This is a genomic window from Sphingomonas sp. BE123 (genome assembly GCF_031456015.1).
Taxonomy (GTDB): Bacteria; Pseudomonadota; Alphaproteobacteria; order Sphingomonadales; family Sphingomonadaceae; genus Sphingomonas.
In genome coordinates, this window is sequence record NZ_JAVDTW010000001.1 from 1,102,368 (window position 1) to 1,120,521 (window position 18,154).

An 18,154-nucleotide genomic window follows, 5' to 3' on the forward strand; every position below is an offset into this window, starting at 1 on the left:
ACACCCATGTCCCGTTTCACCTTCACCATCCACGCCACCGACGGCAAGGCGCGCACCGGCACGATTGCGATGCAGCGCGGCGAGATTCGCACCCCTGCCTTCATGCCCGTCGGTACCGCCGCCACGGTCAAGGCGATGAAGCCGCAGGATGTCCGCGCGTCCGGCGCCGACATCATCCTCGGCAACACCTACCACCTCATGCTCCGCCCCAGTGCCGAGCGGATCGACCGGCTCGGCGGCCTGCACGGTTTCATGAGCTGGGACCGCCCGATCCTCACCGACAGCGGCGGCTATCAGGTGATGAGCCTGTCCGAGCTGACCAAGCGCAGTGAGGAAGGCATCGTCTTCAAGTCGCACCTCGACGGCACGCGTCACATGCTCAGCCCCGAACGCTCGATGGAGATCCAGCGGCTGCTGGGGTCGAACATCGTGATGGCGTTCGATGAACTGGTCCCGACCACTTCGACGCGTGAGGTGCAGGCGGCTGCCATGGAACGCTCGATGCGCTGGGCCAAGCGCAGCCGCGACGCATTCGACGCGGGCGGGGAGCATGCCGCTAACAACGCGTTGTTCGGCATCCAGCAGGGCGCGCTCGACGAAGGATTGCGCAAGGCGAGCGCCGACGCGCTGCTCGACATCGGCTTCGACGGCTATGCCGTAGGCGGCCTCGCGGTCGGTGAGGGGCAGGAGGCGATGTTCGGCTGCCTCGACTATGCCCCGGGCCAACTCGATGCGACCAAGCCGCGCTACCTGATGGGCGTCGGCAAGCCCGACGACATTGTCGGGGCGGTCGAGCGCGGGATCGACATGTTCGACTGCGTCCTCCCCACCCGTTCGGGCCGCACGGGCCAGGCGTTCACGCGCACCGGCCCGATCAATATCCGCAACGCGAAATTCGCCGAGGATCAGACCCCGCTCGATCCCGACTCGCCGGTCGCCGGTTGGAGCAAGGCGTATCTCCACCACCTCGTCCGCTCGGGCGAGATTCTGGGGGCGATGCTGATGACCGAACATAATCTGTGGTTCTATCAGCGGCTGATGGCCGACCTGCGCGCCGCGATTGCGGAGGGGCGACTGACCGCCTTCGCCAATGATTTCCGTGCAGCCTATTATGGCGGTCGCGACTGATTGCACCGGCTCCGCCGCTGTCCTACTCCTGTGCAACCAAGGAGTATCCAGTGACCGACAAGACCGACGCCGCTGAAGAGATCGCCAACGAAATCACCGCCGCCGCACGCCAGGCGCGCGAAGTCGCCGAGCGTGCCGAAGGTACGCCCAAGCCGGGCGATGCGAAGAAATGGCCGCTGGCCAAGATCGGCCTCGGCATCGGTTCTGCCGCGCTCGCCGCCGCAGTGATCTACGCCGCGCGCAGCCGCAAGAAAGACTGAATACCCCATCCCCTCCCGACCGGAGACCGAATTGATGCGCCTGACCCGCACCGCGCTGTACCTCAGCGCCGCCCTGCTTCCGTTCGCCGCGCAGGCGCAGCAGGCGGCACCCGCCCCTGCCCCCGCCGCGCAGCAGCAGATCGCCGTCGCCCCGCTCAACTTTTCCGAGCGGACCCTGCCCAACGGCCTCAAAGTCTATGCAATCCGCGACACGTCGACCGCCAACGTCTCGGTCCAGGTGTGGTACGATGTCGGCAGCAAGGACGATCCGGCGGGCAAGTCGGGCTTCGCGCACATGTTCGAACATCTGATGTTCAAGGGCACGAAGAACCTGGTCGATGAACAGATGGACCGGCTGACCGAGGATGTCGGCGGCTACAACAACGCCTCGACCGCATCGGACTATACGAACTATTTCGAGGTCGTCCCGGCCAACCATCTCGAACGCCTGCTGTTCGCCGAAGCCGACCGAATGGCCAGCCTGGTGGTCGATGAAAAGGTCTTCGCGTCCGAACGCGACGTCGTGAAGGAGGAACTGCGCAGCCGCGTGCTTGCCCAGCCCTATGGCAAGCTGTTCTACGTCTATTTCCCCAACATCTCCTACAGCGTCCATCCCTATGCCCGCCCGGGGATCGGCAGCATCGAGGATCTCGACGCGGCGAGTATCGACGATATCCGCGCCTTCCACGCCACCTATTACCGGCCCGACAATGCCGTGCTGGTCGTCGCGGGGAATTTCGATCCGGCGCAGCTGGACAAATGGGTAGACAAATATTTCGCGCCGATCGCCAAGCCCAACCGTCCGATCCCGCGCGTCACGGTCGCCGAACCGCCGCGCACGGCCGCAGTGCGCAAGACGGTCTACGAAGCCAACACCCCGCTGCCGGCTGTGCTGCTGAGCTACCAGCTGCCGCCCGACAACCATCCCGACATGGCCGCACTCACCGTGCTCGACGGCATTCTGTCGGGGGGTGAGAATTCGCGCCTCTACCGCAATCTCGTCTATCGCGATCAGCTGGTGGTACAGGCCGACACCTTCCTCGATTCGCGCCAGTCGACCGGCGCCTATGCGATGTATGCGATCCTCGCTGGTGGCAAATCGGCGGAGGATGGTGAACGCGCAATGCGCCGCGAAATCGCCGAACTGCGCAACACGCCGGTCAGCGCCGCCGAACTGGCCGAGGCCAAGAACGAGATCCTGACCGGCGCGCTCAAGAGCCGCGAGACGGCGGAAGGCAAGGCATCGACCCTTGCCGCGTCGATCATCGTCAGCCGCGATCCCAAGGCGGCAGATCAGCAACTCGCCGCCATCGCCCGCGTCACCGCCGCCGATGTCCAGCGCGTCGCGCGCCAGTATCTCGGCGACAACCAGGCTGCCGCGCTCGTGTATCTGCCCGAAGCCCCGGGGGCGAAGGGCGACAGCGTCGGCATCGCCGATACGGTCAAGGTCGCGCCGCTCGTCGCGCCCAAGGACATCGTGATCCATACCCAGGCGAGCCCGGAAACCCGCATCGCTGTCCCCGCCCCCGGCGCGCCGGTTTCGCCCACCATTCCCACGGCGTCGGAGAGCAAGCTCGCCAACGGCATGCGCCTGATCGTGGTCGAAAAGCGCGACCTGCCGATCGTCACCGCCACCGTGGTTGCCCCGGCAGGCGGCGCCCGCGACCCGGCGGGCAAGGCCGGCACCGCCGCGCTCGCCGCGTCGCTGCTGACCAAGGGCACCACCACCCGCTCGGCAGAACAGATTGCGCAGCAGATCGAATCGCTCGGCGGGTCGATCGGCGCCGGGGCAGATTGGGACGCGGCTTTCGCGACCGTGACGGTCAAGGCCGATCAGGTCGAACCCGCGCTCACCGTCCTCGCCGATGTCGCGCGCAACCCGGCCTTTGCGCAGGAAGAGCTCGACCGCGCGCGGGCGCAGACGGTCGATGGCGTGACGGTGCAGCTCAAGGACCCTGCCGCGCTCGCCGGTATCGCAGCGAGCCGCGCGGTGTTCGGCAGCCGCGCCTATGGCAACATGCTTTCGGGCACCCCGACCTCGCTGCCGCGGATCACGCGCGATGACGTCGCCAGCGCCTATGCCCGCGCCTGGAGCCCCGACCAGTCGGCGCTGGTCGTCGTCGGCGACATCGCCGCCAAGGATGCGACCGCACTGGCGCAAAAGCTTTTCGGCGACTGGAAGCCGGGCAACGTCACCTATGTCGCCGCCCCGGTCGCCGCCGCACCCAAGCCGCGCGTGATCGTCGTCGACCTGCCCGAAGCGGGTCAGGCCGGAGTCGTCGTCGCCCGTCCCGGCATCGCGCGCACCGACAAGGATTTCTACGCGGCCCAGGTCGCCAACGCCACGCTCGGCGTCGGCTTCACCTCGCGCCTCAACCGCGAAATCCGCATCAAGCGCGGCCTCGCCTATGGCGCGGGCAGCAGCGTCGACGCGCGCCGCCAGCCCGGCATCGTCAGCGCATCGACCCAGACCAAGAACCCGTCAGCGCCGGAAGTGGTCAAGCTGATCGCCGAGGAAATGGCGCGGATGGGCGCCGCCCCGGTCCCCGCCGCCGAACTCGATTCGCGCAAGGCGGTACTGATCGGCGGCTTCGGGCGCCGCATCGAACGCACCGACGGCATCGCCGGCGCGCTTGCCGACTATGTCGCCGACGGCGTCCCGCTCGGCACGCTGCAAAGCTACATCCCGGCGATCCAGGGCGTCGATCCGGCGGCAGTGCAGGCCGCAGCCAAGCGCGTGCTCGACCCCGCCAGCGCCAGCATCGTCGTGGTCGGCGACGCCAAGACCTTCGTCGACGAACTGCGCAAGACCTACCCTCAGCTCGAGGTGATCCCGGCCACCGCGCTCAACCTCGACAGCGCGACGTTGAAGTGATCGGTGCGGCGGTCCTGCTCGGCCTTGCCGGACAGGCCGCCGCGCCCCCGGTGGCCGCGCCGCCGGTGGCCGCGCCGCCGGCCGGCTGGCGGGAGGCGATGGTCCGGCGCGACACCGCGCGCCGGATCGCCGCCGATCTGCCGGCCGAACCGCGTCATTTTCGATTCCAGTGCAGCGCCGCGCAGGTGCTGCGCCGGCCCTATCGCTGGGTACCGCCGAAATGCATCATTGCGCGGGAGCGTCCGGTTACCGATCCCGAGCGCTTCGCGAAGCTGGCGCGGGCGGAAGCTGCTGCGCCCGAAGTGACTGCGGATGACCGGTTGCGCCGCACCGCATGGCTGCGGGTCATGCTGCTTCATGCGCCGGTCGAACCGGTCAGCGAACAGTTCAAGACGTTTTTCGTCGATGAAGCGGTAGCCGCAACCGATCTGCTTCCCGCGCCGCCGTCACGCGGTGAGGCGTTACGTTCGGACATCGCGTTTACGGTCAGGCCCCGCCTGATCGAATATCCGCGGCAGGCCCTACGCAGTTTAGCCGAAGGACAAGTCAATCTTCGTTGCACCGCCAATGGCGAGGGACGGCTGCACTGCGAAAGTATGACGCCCTATTTGCCCGACCCGCTGGTGCGTCCGGACGGCGGTCTCGGCCCGCAGGATCGATTCCATCTGGTGTCCGCCGCCATGCGCTCCGCCCTGTCGGCTGTGGTGGGACCGCGCACCTATGATGGACGGGTCAGTACGGGTTTGAGCTTCACCTTCTCGGTCGACTTCCGGATCAACCAGTGAACCCTAACATTACCTTAACTATCAATCGTTTCACCCCGGGACGCGGCCGAATCGGCAGCAGAATTTAAACCTCCGCCACGCTATCTGATCCGCTCGGGATTCTCCCGGCGGGACGAACATGCTGCGGCGGATGACACGGGTACAGCTGAGGGGTCTTGCGGCGGCGCTGATCGCGTCGCTGATCGGCGCCGGCTTTTCCGCGCATGCCGGGTTGAGCGGGCCGAGCATCGCCGATCGCGGGGCGCGCATCGTCGGGCCGGAACCGACCGGCTATGAGGCTGACGATCACTTCCCCGGTGCGGCCTTTTACCAGCTCGCCGATGACGATGCCGCCGTCCCCTCGGCCCAGGGCGCGACCGGCACGGTCGACCTGCCCGACGCGCCAGTCCCCGACGGCGCGGTGATCGACCCCACGATCCGCCCCGCCCCGCCGTTCGAGCTGCGCGGATCGGCGCAGGACAAGGCGCGCGCGCTGCAATGCCTGACCACCGCGATCTATTACGAAGCCGCGACCGAGCCCGATGACGGCCAGCGCGCGGTGGCGCAGGTGATCCTCAACCGCGCGCGCCACCCGACCTTCCCCGCCACCATCTGTGGCGTCATCTATCAGGGGTCGGAACGCGCCGGCTGCCAGTTCAGCTTTGCCTGTGACGGGTCGATGGCGCGCAAGCCGTCGCGCCAATATTGGGACCGCGCGGCGCGGGTCGCGGCGGCGGCGCTGGCGGGCGAGGTGTTCGCCCCGGTCGGCATGGCGACGCATTACCACACCCACGCCGTCACCCCGCGCTGGAACAGCTCGCTCGTCATGACCGGCGTATTCGGCGCGCATTTCTTCCATCGCTGGAAAGGTTATTGGGGCACCGGCGACGCCTTCACGCAACGCTATCGCGGCGGCGAGCCGGTCCCCGGCCCCAAGCTTCATGTCGCAACCACCGCCCCTGCCCCGGATGCCGCCAAACCCGCGCCACAGCCGACGCCGGTCGCGGCGGTCGGCGCGATCCAGCGTCCCGGCAACCCGTTGCTCCGCCCGGCGCCTGCGGTGCCGATGCCGCGGACCGAACGCCCCGCCCAGCGCCGCGCTGAAGTGGAAAGCGGTGACGTCCTCCCCCGCTATGCCGAACCTGCGGAGTCGCAGGTGCTCGATCGCTGGAAGGACAGCGGCAAACCGATCCGCTGACGCGAAACGGCCCCCGCACCGGAGTGCGGAGGCCGTCATCGTTAAAGCTTAGCGCTCAGGCTTAGCGACGATTTTCCCAGTCGCGACGCTCCCAGCGGATCTTGCGCGCCAGCACGTCGAAGCGCCGGTCAAGGTCGGCCCGCTCGGCCATGGTCAGGCCGGGACGGCTCTGGCGATAGCGCGCTTCAAGCGCCGCGATGCCGCGGAACTCGGCCCGCAGGCGCGCCGCCTCGGCACGCGTCAGCTGGCCGCTGCGCACGCCCTGATCGATCCGGCGATCCAGCTGCGCCTGACGCTGGTTGATGTTCCACCAGCCATTATCGGCTCCCGGGCGGTTCTGACCGTCCTGGCGCTCCCAGCGGATCTTGCGCGAGAGCGAGTCGAAGCGGCGGTCGAGATCACGACGCTCGGCCAGGGTCAGGCCCGGCGCCGAACGGCGGTAGCGGTTCTCAAGATCCGCGATGCCACGGAACTCCGCGCGCAAGCGGACTGCTTCGGCGCGCGTCAGCTGGCCGTTGCGCACACCCTGGTCGATCCGCTGATCGAGCTGCGCCTGACGCTGGTTGATATTCTGCCAGCCCGCCTGTGCGGTGGCGGCGGGAACCGTGGCGGCTGCGATGCCGAGCCCGGCGATCATCAAAGCAACCTTCTTCATCGAACGTCTCCTCTGCAAAATTCGTCGCCGTATCGGCGGCTGTCCCCGTTATCGTGACCGGGTGTCGCAGCGATTTGGCGGGATTGTCGTTATTGTGTCGCGGCGTGTCGCACTGACCGCGGCTCCGTTCATATTCGTTAACATATGCGGGTGTTTTACTTTGACAAAACACCTTGAAGGAGGCATTATCCGCTCATGCTGAACCTGCTCTCGCTCATTATCGGCATCGTCGCCTTCCCGGTGATGCTGATCGGTCTCATCCCGCTGCTCGGCTGGCTCAACTGGCTGGTAGTGCCGCTGGCCATTCTCGGGCTCGCACTCGGCGCGCTGTCCGATTCGAACAGTGGGCGGAACCTCAACATCGTCGTGTTGATCGTCGGCGGTGTCCGCCTCTGGCTGGGCGGTTTCATCCTTTAACCGGTTGCGGGGACCGGCCGGCCGGTCCCCGCCCTAGGGTTAGCGGCAGCGCACATTGCCGCGATCGATCGACGCACCCAGCGCCGCGCCACCGGCGGCACCCAGCAGCGTGCCGAGCACGTTCGAACGCCCGTTAGACAGCGCATTGCCAAGCAGTCCGCCGGCAATGCCGCCGACGATCAGGCCGGTCGTGCCGTCGCTGCGGCGGCAGTAATAGCGGCCGTCGCGCCCGCGATAGATGCGATCCTGACGCGTCAGGCGGCGTTCGCGATAATAGCGGCCATCGCGATAGTAATCGTCGGCATAGTAATAGCGCTGGCCCCGCGCCGGGCGGTTCCAGTCATAATTGCGATAGCGGCGCCAGTCGCGCTGGTCGGCGCGGCGCTCGCGCTGCGCTTCCCGCACGTCGCGGCGATACTCACGCTCGGCAGCACGGCGCTCGGCCGGGGTATCGGCGCGCCGGACATCGCGGCGATAGTCGCGGCGCGCGTCACGCACCTCTTCACGATATTCGCGGTTGCTCTCGCGCGGGCTCTGCTGCGCGAAGCCCGGCGCGGGGGTCAGTACCACCGACGCGAGAATGGCGGCGATCAACGGGGTACGCATGGAGGGTCTCCTCAATCTGGGTCGTATCGCTCAAACGGTTGCGAGCGTGCACGGTTGCGTGAACGCGAAACTACCCGCCATTCATCCCGGCGTCAGGTGACCGGAATGACCGCGACCGGAGCCGGGGCAAGCTCATCTGGCATCTCGCGCGTTACCCCCGCGACCGTGCGCAGCGCGATGCGCGGCACATGGAATACGGCGTGGAACGAGCGGAGTCCGGACACTGCATCCCGGAGCGTGCGCAGTCGCGCGACATCCTCCAGCAGCAGCTTGGCGGCCCCGGTCGCGGGTCCGTATAGCCCCGAGATGCACAGGATACGGTGGATCGCGATCCGGCTGCGGCGGCGTTTCAGCGCTTCGAGACGGAGGAACGCCGCTTCGTCCAGCACGCCATCTGCCGCGAGCCGGTCGAGCGCGGCGATCTCGGCGTCCTGCGCCGCTGCACGCTCGACCCGGTCGCGCGGGTGGTCGAGGCACGAGATCAGCAGATAATCGTCGCGCAACGCGCCGTCCTGGTGCTGGGGCACGAAGGTCTCGCCGGTCGACAGGCGCAGCGCGCGGTGCGACTCGGCGTAGCCGCTATGTCGCCGGATGATGGCGTCGGACGGGTGCATGAAGGTGACCCCGGACCGCGCCGCGTCGGACCCGACAAAGCGGTCCTGCGCATCGACCTCGACGCCATACAGGCTGCGCGCCATCGCGTTGGAATTCGGGCTGCCAAAGGTCACGGCATCGCTGTCGAACCGCGCCTCGCCATAGTTCAGGTCCACCGCCACCTGCCCGTTGGAGCGGCGCCGGACCCCGGCCTCGAACGCGCTGAATGCATCGCGCATCGAATCGCCCCAGCGCTGCGCGCGCGTCTGCAGCGCGGGATGATGGATCCCGGCAAGATATTCGACCCCCGGCTGCAGTGGGTCAAAACCGAAAATCTGCGCCGCGAGGTCCATCGCATCCGGCGCTGCATCGCGATCCCGCGCACCGGTCTGCGCGCCTTCGTGCAGCAGCCACAGGGCCCGCTCCATGCTGAAGCGCAGGAAGGTCTTTCCCCATGCCGGCCCCGTCATCGCTACCGTCCCCGCTGCGGCGCCAAGGTCGATCCGAGATAGGCAAGTGTCCACAGCGCCATCAGCAGCGACAGCGGAAAGCCGCCGACATCGTGAAAATGAAAGCAGTAGCTGTCGACCGACACGAACACGACGAGCAGCGCCGCGAGCACCGTGACCGACAGATAGAGCTCGCCCGGCTCGCGCTCCTCCCTGGCGGTCAGGCGCCAGATGCCGATGCGGCGCGCGACCCAGATCCCCAGGATCACCATCAGCGCCAGGCCGGCGACGATCGCGATGCGCAGCATGTAATCCGGATCGCTTGCCCGGTCGGGAATGATCCGGCTGAGCGGCGTGAATTGCAGCAGCATGGCAAGGACGATCGTGGTCACGACCTCATGCTTCTGGAACAGCGCGCGGCGGGTGTCGCATTCGCCAGGATTGGCTGTTGTCTCGACGGCCATGCATGCCTCCATCCCGGATCGCTCCAGAATGCCACGGCGTCGCCGACTCCCGCAACGGTTAACTATGCAAGCGCGAGCCGCTCCGCCCCCGGATAGGCGATGAGCAGATCGGCGTCCGCGCTCGCCTCCAGCTGCACATAGCCGCTCAGCACCAGGCAATCGCCCGCGCGCCACGCGACGCCGTCGGCCGTCCCCTCCCCCGCGACCGGGACCAGCCAGCCCTGACCGGTCCCCAGCGGCAGGCATGCCGACCCGCCCGATCGCCGTTCGACGACGAATTTCGGCCCCTCGGCCAGGATCCGGCGCGTCGGATCGGCGCCCGGTGGCGGCGGCAGCGGCACGAATGGCCGGGCATCAGCCACCTCGACCGCCAGGTCGAGATGCAGTTCGCGCGGGCGCCCATAGTCGTAGAAGCGATAGGTCAGGTCGACATTCTGCTGAATCTCGATGACCGTCAGCCCGGGACCGATCGCGTGGACGGTGCCGGCGGGCGAATAGATGAAGTCGCCCGCTTTGACCGGTTTCCAGTCGAGCAGCGTGTTGATCGACCCGTCCAGCGCGGCGGCGCGCAGCTCGTGCTTGTCAACCGGCCGCACGGTGCCCAGCCCGATCGTCGCGTCGGCATCGGCGGCGAGGACCAGCCACGCCTCGTCCTTGCCCCGCTCATGCCCGTGCGCGCGCGCCTGACCATCGTCGGGATGCACCTGGATCGACAGTTTTTCGCTGGTGAACAGATATTTGACCAGCAACTCCGGCTCGAACCCGTCGGGCGACTGGAACCACACTTCACCCACGGGATCGCCATCCGGCGACGGATCGGCGAATCCCGGCCATAGCTGCCGCCGCCCCCAGGGCTTTTCAACGCGGTGCATGGCAAGCTGTTGTGCCGGCATGGATCCTCCCGGAACTGGTGCGGGGGTTCGCGCCAGTGCAGGGTTTTTGCGTCGGGAACCGCTTCGCCGCAACCGTCATCAAAAAACATTTCGCGAGGCTGCAACCCTCGGCTAAGAACCGGCGCAATGCGTACGCTTTCGACCCGCTCGCTCGCGCTTGCCGCGCTCGCCGTCCTCGCGCTTCCGATTGCTGGTTGTGCCAGCAATGGCGGCAAGCGCGCCGATCTGCCCTATGTCGCGCGCGACGTCGGCACCTTGTACACCTCGGCCAAGGATCGGCTCGATCGCGGCCAGTACAAGCTCGCCGCCGCCCTGTTCGACGAAGTCGAGCGTCAGCATCCCTATTCGGTATGGGCACGGCGCGCCCAGTTGATGGGTGCGTTCTCCTACTATCTCGACAAGAATTACACCCAGTCGATCCAGTCGGCGCAGCGCTTCCTTGCGGTTCATCCGGGCAATCGCGACGCGCCCTATGCCTATTATCTGATCGCGCTCAGCTATTACGAGCAGATCAGCGACGTGACGCGCGACCAGAAGATCACCCAGCAGGCGCTTGACGCGTTGGGCGAACTCAACCGCCGCTATCCCAACACCCGCTACGCCGCCGACGCGCGACTCAAGATCGACCTCGTCCGCGATCACCTCGCGGGCAAGGAGATGGAGGTCGGACGCTATTATCAGGTGCGCGGCCAGTGGCTCGCATCGGTGATCCGCTTCCGCAGCGTGGTCGATCAGTATCAGACCACGACCCATGCGCCCGAAGCGCTCATGCGCCTGACCGAAAGCTATCTGGCGCTCGGCGTGAAGGACGAGGCAAAGAAGGCGGCCGCCGTGCTCGGCGCCAACTATCCCGGCACCGAATGGTACAGCCGCGCCTATGCGCTGGTTGAGCAGCATGGCGCGCCCGTCCCGGTTCCGCCGCTGCCAACCGCGATTGCCCCGCCCGCGCGCGACGAGACCCCGTCGCCGGCACCGGCGAGCGACGAGACCGACTGACCGCGCGGGATCGCCAGCATGCGCGTGTTCAACGCGATGCCGCCGGTGAATCGCCTCTCCCATGGCGGAACAAAAAGGGATAATGGGGGCGAATGCTGACCGCGCTGTCCATTCGCGACGTCGTCCTGATCGAGGCACTCGACCTTGATTTCGGGCCAGGCCTTGGCGTCCTCACCGGCGAAACCGGCGCGGGCAAGTCGATCCTGCTCGACTCGCTCGGCCTTGCACTGGGCGCGCGCGCCGATAGCGGACTGGTGCGGCAGGGCGCGGCGCAGGCAGTCGTCACCGCCAGCTTCGAACCCGCCGACCCCGCACCGATCGCTGCGCTGCTCGGCGAGAGCGGCCTCGACCACGACCCGTCCGAACCGCTGACGATCCGCCGCCTGGTCAAGGCCGATGGCGGCAGCCGCGCCTATGTCAACGACCAGCCCGCCTCGGCCGGATTGCTGCGCGAACTCGGCGCGCTGCTGGTCGAGATTCACGGCCAGCACGACGATCGCGGCCTGCTCAACCCGCGCGGCCACCGCGCGTTGCTCGACAGTTTCGCGCGTGCCGATACCGCTGCCGTCGCTTCCGCGCACCGCGCGTTGCGCGAGGCGGAAGAGGCGCTCGCCGCCGCGCATGCCGAGCAGGAGAGCGCCGCGCGCGATCGCGAATGGCTCGAACACGCCGTCGCCGAACTGACCAAACTTGCGCCAGAACCGGGCGAGGAAGCCGTGCTCGCCGAACGCCGCGCGACGATGCAGCGTGGCGAAAAGATCGCGGGCGAGCTTCAGGCGATCGCCGACCTGATCGACGGGTCGGACGGCGCGCTCACCCGGTTGCGTCAGGCCGCACGCATCCTCGAGCGGATTGCCGAGGATCACCCCGCACTGACCGAAGCCCTTGCCGCGCTCGATCGCGCGCTGAACGAGAGCAGCGCCGCGCAAGAGGGGATCGATGCCGCTGCGGATGCACTCGCCTTCGACCCCGCCGCGCTGGAGGCGGATGAGGCGCGACTGTTCGAACTGCGCGGCCTTGCCCGCAAGCACCGCGTCCAACCCGACGACCTCGCCGAACTGACCGAAACGCTCGCGACCCGGCTGGAACGGATCGAGGGTGGCGAAGGTCTGATCGCGCGCCTCACCGCCGATCTGGCGAAGGCAGAGACCGCCTATGTCGCGGCGGCGGAAGCACTCTCGGCCACCCGCACCGCCGCCGCCGCGCGGCTGGACGCGGCGGTTGCAGCCGAACTCGCCCCGCTCAAACTCGACGCGGCGCGCTTTTTGACCCGTGTTGAACCGCTGCCGCGCGACCAATGGTCGGCAGCGGGCCGCGACCGCGTGGAGTTCGAAGTCTCGACCAACCCCGGCGCGCCCTTCGCGCCCCTGATCAAGATCGCCTCGGGCGGCGAGCTGTCGCGCTTCATCCTCGCGCTCAAGGTCGCGCTGGCCGAGGAAGGCGGCGCACGCACGCTGATCTTCGACGAAATCGACCGCGGCGTCGGCGGTGCGGTGGCGAGTGCGATCGGCGAACGCCTCGCCCGCCTCTCGACCGGCGCACAATTGCTCGTCGTCACCCACAGCCCGCAGGTCGCAGCCCGGGGCGCGGCGCACCTGCTGATCGCGAAAAGCCACGACGGCACCGTCACCCGCACCGGTGTGCGACAGCTGAGCGAGGACGAACGGCGGGAGGAAATCGCCCGGATGCTTTCAGGTGCGCAGGTTACGGACGAGGCTAGGGCGCAGGCCGGGCGGTTGCTGGAGGCGGCGTAGGTCGCCCAACGCAAAAACAACGGCCATCGATAAGTGGCTGAATGGCCGACTATGGTTGGATTGCGGAATAGCGGTTTTTTGGGGATTGGGCCGACCTATGCTGCACCGCGAACGCGCCTCCATCTGCGGCCTTCGGGCGATACAGCTCTAGGGATTGATATCGGCTTCCATGCCTTTCGCAAACGCACGGCAAGCATCTGGCAGGGCGTAAATCTCTGGCTTGGAATCGCCGAAAGGCCCGCCTCTGGGGACTTTCTTGCTGATCCGGATGATGGCGGCCCTTAACCGCTTCCACCATCGCTGCGTGGATGGATGGGCAGGCAAACCGATGCGAGCATAATGGCTCCCGGTCCATTCCATGCCTGACAAGCCAATCCTGGGCTCGTTTCCTCCCGCAAGGTTTTTAATGGTCAGCCTGACATGGCCGGAGTGGTCCGGTCCGAAATAAGGTATTGTCGAGATCGCGCCCGCCCGTCGTTCCGTCCATCCGCACCATGGATTGGCGATATTATCGTCCGGATCACCGTTAACTGCAGCAAGCAGAGGCAAGGGACCGCTTGGCACGTGCCAGATCATGCAGCGTCTGTCCCTGAAGGCTTCGATTGTCTCGACCGCCTTCCACTTGCCGGGCCCATCACCAATTATGAAGGCCACCTCCGGATCATCGTTGAGCAGCGACAGCAACGTGCCGGGATCATCGCCGAAAGCGTAAAAGGGTAGCCAAGGCAAATTCGATTCTCCGCTGCGCCTCCAATGCTTTAGGCAGCAGTCAGTACTTCCGCACAGGGGTCATTTCCCTACAGACCGATTTGACTAGACTCCGGTCTAATTCCCCCGGTTCGCGACCAGGTCGATCTCGGTCCCGCCGTCGCTGCGCGCCGACAGGAACACGACATAGGCGGCATCGTCCTTCGCGCGCATGCCGCCCAGAACATGCTGGCCGTCCTTCAGCTGATGCTCGGCCGAATAGCCGCCGCGGACGGCGCGGGTGTAGTACCAGTCGATCATCGTCTGCAGCGGCTGGGGGGTCGAGAAGCTGACGACGCGCAGGTCGCATTGGCCACCCTCGGCACCCGCTGCTTCGGTCACCCGGGCCTGGGGATGCAGCGGCATGTCGGCGGGGAGGCGGGCGGCCCAGCCGGCAGAGTAGTTCAATTTCGCCGCGCAGTCGGCGGTGCGGCGGTCCTTTTGCCCGGCGGCGAGGCCGGCCAGCGTCACCGACTTGTCCTGCGCATCGCAGGCGTCGCATTTGCCCTCGACCGGAGCCGGGGCTTTGAGCAGTTCGCCTTCGGCCGGCATCGCGGCCTTGGCGGCGGCGACGGTGTCCGACGGGATCGGCGCCGAATAGGGCTGACCCGGCGGGCGGATCGCGTCCTTGTTCGATTGCTGGGCGAGCTGCGGATCGACCATGATCTGATCCTGCAGCGCGCCCATCAGCGCCGGATCGGTCGCATTGCCGCCGATCGAATCGTCCAGCGCATCGACATTGTCCGCCGCGCCACCGCCACAGGCGGCGAGCGCCAGCGGCATCAGCAGGACGGCAAAACCAGTGGCCCGACGGCTCATCATCACGCTCCGCACCCCCGCAAAAACTGCGGGATTTGGGGCAAAGGGATGACAGGCCAGGGTTAAGGAAGCGTTTGCCGGACTTCCCCAAATCCTCCCCCGCCAGGGGGAGGTGGCGCCGAAGGCGACGGAGGGGGAGGATGGGAGTGACCTCGACCGTCGTGCTTCCTCCCCCTCCGTCACGCTGCGCGTGCCACCTCCCCCTTGCGGGGGAGGATTGAAGACTACTTCACCCCGCCATGCCGACCCGCGCCTTCTCCGCCGCGATGAACGCGTAAATCTGCGCGTCGAGCACGTCCAGCGGCACCGCGCCCTGTTCCAGCACCGCGTCGTGGAAGCGCTTGACGTCGAACTCGACCCCCAGCGCCTTTTCCGCCCGCGCGCGCAGTTCGCGGATCTTGATCTCACCCAGCTTGTAGCCCAGCGCCTGGCCCGGCCAGCTGATATAGCGGTTCACCTCAGCATCGATGTTCGCCGCCGACAGCGCGGTGTTGTCGAGCATGAACTGGACCGCCTGTTCCTTGCTCCAGCCCTTGGCATGGATGCCGGTATCGACCACCAGACGGCACGCGCGCCACATCTCGTAGGACAGCCGCCCCATTTCCTTTTCGGGGGTGTCGTAAATGCCCATCTCGATCCCGATCCGCTCGGAATACAGCCCCCAACCTTCGGTAAAGGCGGTGAAATTGGCGAGGTAGCGGCGGAACTTCGCCGTCTCCAGCTCCTGCTGCAGCGCGATCTGATGGTGATGCCCCGGCACCGCTTCATGCGCGGTCAGCGCGGGCAGCTCATAGAGCGGGCGCTGGTCGAGCTTCGAGGTGTTGACGTAATAATGGCCGGCCAGCCCCAGCTCGGGATTGCCCGGGCCGTAATAGGCGGTGGTCGTCCCTTCCGCCGTCTCCGCCGGGATGCGCTTGAGGCCATAGGGCAGCCGCGCCATGCGGTTGAAGAAGCCCGGCATCTTGCCGTCGATCTCCTTCGCCTGCACCGCGGCGGCGGCCATCAGCTCCTCGGGCGTCCTGGCGTAATATTTCGGGTTGGTGCGCAGCTCGGCGACGAACGCCTCGCGCGTCGCGAAGCCGGCTTTCTTCGCAACCTCGACCATTTCGGCGCGGATCCGCGCGACCTCGTCCAGCCCGATCTTGTGGATCTGCTCGGCCGACAGGTCGGTCGTGGTCAGCTGACGGATGCGGAAAGCATAGTAGCGCGCGCCGTCGGGCTGCGCCGACACCCCAACCGCCTTGGCGCATTTGGGGGCATAGCTGGTGCGATAGAACGCCGCCGCCTTGGCATAGGCGGGGTTGATCACGTCGGTGACGGTCTTCTTCGCCCGCGCCTGCAGCGCGGCCCATTCGGCGTCGGTCGCATCGACCGGCTTGTTGCGGTTGAACGGGGCATAGAAGCGCGATTTGGTCGCGTCCTGCTGGATCACGCCGGTGATCGTCTGTTCGAACCCGACCAGGCTGACGCAAGGCTGGATATAGCCGCCCTTCACTGCCTGTGCGGTGATCGCGATCAGCGTGTCGTTGGTCTTGGGAAACTGATCGAGCCGGTCGAGATAATGGCCATAATCGGCCTTGCGCCGGAAGGCGGTGCGCTCCCCCTGCCCCGCCGCGCCCTGCCACGGGTTCGAGTAGCTGGTGAACAGGATCGTGCGCTGGCCGAAGCTGTTCGCCTCGATGCTTTCCGCCAACAATCGCCGCAGGATCGCCTTGTCCGTCCGCTGCGCCGGGGTCAGTCCGGAATCGGGAATGACATCGAGCCGCTTGAGGAACGCCGCTTCCGCCGCAGCGCGTCGATCTTCGGCGGCGAGGCTGACATCGCCGACCGCGATCGGATCGATGTCGACCCCGACCGACCGGGCAAACCCCGGATTTTCCTTGAGAACCCAAGCGAAATGTTCGTCGAGCAATGCCCTGAAATCATCCGATGGCGACGCCTGAGCCGGGGCAGCGGCCAGCGCCAATGCACCAGCACCGGCAGACAAAACGGACAAAACTGACAAAATTGCGCGTGTGTAAGGCACCGAGATCGGCGTGCGGCGGGCGAGGCAGGGCTGGATTTTCATGCGGTCAAGCAAGCAAATGAAATCCAACATTGCAAGCGCCACGGCCCCCACCCGCCCTTGTCCCGCCCCGTCACATGCCGCAGGAAGATGGCGATGGGCGATCGACTGCCCCGGTTGAGTGAGGATGCCCGTCGCGTGACCCCTGCCGCAGCCCCGCGCCGCACCCTGCGCGCGAGCGATGTGTTCGCGCTGACCGTTGGCATCGTCATCGGCGCCGGAATTTTCCGCACCCCGGCATTGGTCGCAGGGGTTGCGGGCGATGCGACCACCATGATCCTTGCCTGGATCGCCGGCGGCGTGCTCTCGATCATCGGCGCGCTCTGCTATGCCGAGATGGCGGCGGCGTGGCCGCATATGGGTGGCGACTATCACTTCATCGGGCGCGCCTTTGGCCAGCGGATCGCGTTCCTCTACGCCTGGGCGCGGCTGGCGGTGATCCAGACCGGATCGCTGGCGTTGCTGTCCTTCATCGTCGGCGATTATCTGCAGGTGCTGTTGCCGCTTGGCGCCGCCGGTCCCGCAATCTGGGCCGGAATCGCCGTCGTCGCGGTGAGCGCGGTCAACTGGCTCGGCGTGCGCTGGGGGACGGAGGCGCAGCGCTGGCTGACGCTGGCGGAGGTGATCGGATTGATCGCGATCATCGTCGCGGGCTTCGCGCTCGCCCCTGCCGACGCGGCGCCGGCTGCGCCGGGGGGCGGCGCGCTGGGGCTGGTGATGGTGTTCGTCCTGCTGTCCTATGGCGGGTGGAGCGAGGCGGTCTATGTCTCGGCCGAGATGAAGGACCCACCGCGCCGCATCGCCGCGATCCTGTGCGCGGCGCTGGCGCTGGTCACGGCGCTGTATGTGCTGGTCAATCTGGCGCTGCTCAACGGCCTCGGCATCGCCGGGATGGCCGGCACGGACGCAGTGGCGGCGGAAGTGATGCGCCGCGCGTTCGGCCCGACCGGCGCGGCGGCGATCAGCGCGGTAGTGGCAGTGGCGGCGCTGACCAGTGCCAATGCGACCGCGATCGTCGGCGGGCGCACCGCCTGTGCGCTGGGCCAGCGGGTGCGGCCGCTGCGCTGGCTCGGCCGCTGGGACCATCGCCGCGATACGCCCGGCAACGGGCTGATCGCACAGGGCGCCATCGCGCTGCTGCTGGTCGTGCTGGGCGGGTTTGCGCGCGACGGGTTTCGCGTCGCGGTCGAATATACCGCGCCGGTGTTCTGGCTGTTCCTGCTGCTCGCGGGCCTATCGCTGTTCGTGCTGCGCCGGACCGAGCCCGCGCGGCCGCGCCCGTTCCGGGTGCCGCTTTATCCCGTGCTGCCCGCGATCTTCTGCACCACCACCGCCTATCTGCTGTGGTCGAGCCTTGCCTATACCGGCTGGGGCGCGCTGGCCGGCGTGGCGGTGCTGGGCGTCGGGGCATTGCTGCTGCTGGTGGTCACCCCCGGCGACGCGCAGGCCGACTGAGCCCCGACTGCCTCG

17 protein-coding genes are annotated in these 18,154 nt (G+C 67.3%); 9 read left to right on the forward strand and 8 right to left on the reverse strand.

Annotated features, from left to right (window positions below; translation table 11 throughout):
* The first annotated feature begins 6 nt into the window (after positions 1–6).
* The 5 genes from tgt (at position 7) to J2Y54_RS05605 (ending at position 6,225) form a co-directional block, all read left to right on the forward strand.
* Positions 7–1,128: a tRNA guanosine(34) transglycosylase Tgt gene (tgt, locus tag J2Y54_RS05585; RefSeq protein ID WP_310037625.1), complete on the forward strand. Its 1,122-nt coding sequence runs from the start codon at positions 7–9 to the stop codon at positions 1,126–1,128.
* A 50-nt stretch (positions 1,129–1,178) separates the two neighbouring features.
* A complete protein-coding gene (locus J2Y54_RS05590; RefSeq protein ID WP_310037626.1) occupies positions 1,179–1,388 on the forward strand; it encodes a hypothetical protein in 210 nt (69 codons plus the stop codon).
* A 34-nt stretch (positions 1,389–1,422) separates the two neighbouring features.
* The gene (locus J2Y54_RS05595; protein WP_310037628.1) at positions 1,423–4,263 is read left to right on the forward strand and encodes a pitrilysin family protein; all 2,841 of its coding nucleotides are present in this window, start codon (positions 1,423–1,425) and stop codon (positions 4,261–4,263) included.
* A complete protein-coding gene (locus tag J2Y54_RS05600; RefSeq protein ID WP_310037630.1) occupies positions 4,260–5,048 on the forward strand; it encodes a hypothetical protein in 789 nt (262 codons plus the stop codon). Before J2Y54_RS05595 ends, J2Y54_RS05600 begins: the two co-directional genes overlap by 4 nt.
* 130 nt (positions 5,049–5,178) lie before the next feature.
* Complete coding sequence (locus J2Y54_RS05605) at positions 5,179–6,225, forward strand: cell wall hydrolase (RefSeq protein WP_310037632.1); 1,047 nt, start codon at positions 5,179–5,181, stop codon at positions 6,223–6,225.
* Positions 6,226–6,286: 61 nt separating this feature from the next.
* Here the strand turns inward: J2Y54_RS05605 and J2Y54_RS05610 are convergent, their stop codons facing one another.
* Positions 6,287–6,880, reverse strand: a complete 594-nt coding sequence (locus tag J2Y54_RS05610) for a hypothetical protein (RefSeq protein WP_310037633.1) — start codon at positions 6,878–6,880, stop codon at positions 6,287–6,289.
* Positions 6,881–7,075: 195 nt separating this feature from the next.
* On the opposite strand from J2Y54_RS05610, the gene J2Y54_RS05615 reads away from it, so the two are divergent.
* On the forward strand, positions 7,076–7,297 hold the full coding sequence (locus J2Y54_RS05615; protein ID WP_310037634.1) for a hypothetical protein: 222 nt from the start codon (positions 7,076–7,078) through the stop codon (positions 7,295–7,297).
* 39 nt (positions 7,298–7,336) lie between these two features.
* On the opposite strand, the gene J2Y54_RS05620 is transcribed toward J2Y54_RS05615, so the two are convergent.
* The 4 genes from J2Y54_RS05620 to J2Y54_RS05635 all read right to left on the reverse strand — a co-directional run bounded on the left by J2Y54_RS05620 (position 7,337) and on the right by J2Y54_RS05635 (position 10,303).
* A complete protein-coding gene (locus tag J2Y54_RS05620) occupies positions 7,337–7,903 on the reverse strand; it encodes a glycine zipper 2TM domain-containing protein (protein WP_310037636.1) in 567 nt (188 codons plus the stop codon).
* A 92-nt stretch (positions 7,904–7,995) separates the two neighbouring features.
* Positions 7,996–8,967 (reverse strand): hypothetical protein, encoded by a 972-nt coding sequence (locus J2Y54_RS05625; protein WP_310037637.1) that lies wholly within the window; start codon positions 8,965–8,967, stop codon positions 7,996–7,998.
* 2 nt (positions 8,968–8,969) lie between these two features.
* Positions 8,970–9,410, reverse strand: coding sequence for a hypothetical protein (locus J2Y54_RS05630; protein WP_310037640.1), 441 nt, complete (start codon positions 9,408–9,410; stop codon positions 8,970–8,972).
* A 62-nt stretch (positions 9,411–9,472) separates the two neighbouring features.
* The gene (locus tag J2Y54_RS05635; protein ID WP_310037643.1) at positions 9,473–10,303 is read right to left on the reverse strand and encodes a class I mannose-6-phosphate isomerase; all 831 of its coding nucleotides are present in this window, start codon (positions 10,301–10,303) and stop codon (positions 9,473–9,475) included.
* 126 nt (positions 10,304–10,429) lie between these two features.
* On the opposite strand from J2Y54_RS05635, the gene J2Y54_RS05640 reads away from it, so the two are divergent.
* Together J2Y54_RS05640 and recN are read left to right on the forward strand one after the other, a co-directional pair.
* Positions 10,430–11,299: an outer membrane protein assembly factor BamD gene (locus J2Y54_RS05640; protein ID WP_310037644.1), complete on the forward strand. Its 870-nt coding sequence runs from the start codon at positions 10,430–10,432 to the stop codon at positions 11,297–11,299.
* 92 nt (positions 11,300–11,391) lie between these two features.
* Positions 11,392–13,053 carry a DNA repair protein RecN gene (recN, locus tag J2Y54_RS05645; RefSeq protein WP_310037645.1) on the forward strand — a complete coding sequence of 554 codons (1,662 nt, stop codon included), beginning with the start codon at positions 11,392–11,394 and terminating at the stop codon, positions 13,051–13,053.
* A gap of 147 nt (positions 13,054–13,200) precedes the next feature.
* Here recN and J2Y54_RS05650 read toward each other — a convergent pair whose 3' ends face one another.
* The 3 genes from J2Y54_RS05650 to J2Y54_RS05660 all read right to left on the reverse strand — a co-directional run bounded on the left by J2Y54_RS05650 (position 13,201) and on the right by J2Y54_RS05660 (position 16,615).
* On the reverse strand, positions 13,201–13,737 hold the full coding sequence (locus J2Y54_RS05650; RefSeq protein WP_310037648.1) for a hypothetical protein: 537 nt from the start codon (positions 13,735–13,737) through the stop codon (positions 13,201–13,203).
* Between the two features lie 141 nt (positions 13,738–13,878).
* Positions 13,879–14,619 (reverse strand): hypothetical protein, encoded by a 741-nt coding sequence (locus J2Y54_RS05655; protein WP_310037649.1) that lies wholly within the window; start codon positions 14,617–14,619, stop codon positions 13,879–13,881.
* A gap of 229 nt (positions 14,620–14,848) precedes the next feature.
* Positions 14,849–16,615, reverse strand: coding sequence for a DUF885 domain-containing protein (locus J2Y54_RS05660; protein WP_310037652.1), 1,767 nt, complete (start codon positions 16,613–16,615; stop codon positions 14,849–14,851).
* Between the two features lie 165 nt (positions 16,616–16,780).
* Between J2Y54_RS05660 and J2Y54_RS05665 the strand changes: the two genes are divergently transcribed.
* Positions 16,781–18,139: an APC family permease gene (locus J2Y54_RS05665; RefSeq protein WP_310037654.1), complete on the forward strand. Its 1,359-nt coding sequence runs from the start codon at positions 16,781–16,783 to the stop codon at positions 18,137–18,139.
* Positions 18,140–18,154: the final 15 nt, after the last annotated feature.

Bases quoted from the DNA above. Each gene is read 5' to 3' on its own strand.
- J2Y54_RS05595 (WP_310037628.1), top strand. From the start codon at position 1,423: ATGCGCCTGACCCGCACCGCGCTGTACCTCAGCGCCGCCCTGCTTCCG.
- J2Y54_RS05635 (WP_310037643.1), bottom strand. From the start codon at position 10,303: ATGCCGGCACAACAGCTTGCCATGCACCGCGTTGAAAAGCCCTGGGGG.
- J2Y54_RS05620 (WP_310037636.1), bottom strand. From the start codon at position 7,903: ATGCGTACCCCGTTGATCGCCGCCATTCTCGCGTCGGTGGTACTGACC.
- J2Y54_RS05625 (WP_310037637.1), bottom strand. From the start codon at position 8,967: ATGACGGGGCCGGCATGGGGAAAGACCTTCCTGCGCTTCAGCATGGAG.
- J2Y54_RS05615 (WP_310037634.1), top strand. From the start codon at position 7,076: ATGCTGAACCTGCTCTCGCTCATTATCGGCATCGTCGCCTTCCCGGTG.
- recN (WP_310037645.1), top strand. From the start codon at position 11,392: ATGCTGACCGCGCTGTCCATTCGCGACGTCGTCCTGATCGAGGCACTC.
- J2Y54_RS05610 (WP_310037633.1), bottom strand. From the start codon at position 6,880: ATGAAGAAGGTTGCTTTGATGATCGCCGGGCTCGGCATCGCAGCCGCC.
- J2Y54_RS05605 (WP_310037632.1), top strand. From the start codon at position 5,179: ATGACACGGGTACAGCTGAGGGGTCTTGCGGCGGCGCTGATCGCGTCG.
- J2Y54_RS05665 (WP_310037654.1), top strand. From the start codon at position 16,781: ATGGGCGATCGACTGCCCCGGTTGAGTGAGGATGCCCGTCGCGTGACC.
- tgt (WP_310037625.1), top strand. From the start codon at position 7: ATGTCCCGTTTCACCTTCACCATCCACGCCACCGACGGCAAGGCGCGC.
- J2Y54_RS05655 (WP_310037649.1), bottom strand. From the start codon at position 14,619: ATGAGCCGTCGGGCCACTGGTTTTGCCGTCCTGCTGATGCCGCTGGCG.
- J2Y54_RS05640 (WP_310037644.1), top strand. From the start codon at position 10,430: ATGCGTACGCTTTCGACCCGCTCGCTCGCGCTTGCCGCGCTCGCCGTC.
- J2Y54_RS05630 (WP_310037640.1), bottom strand. From the start codon at position 9,410: ATGGCCGTCGAGACAACAGCCAATCCTGGCGAATGCGACACCCGCCGC.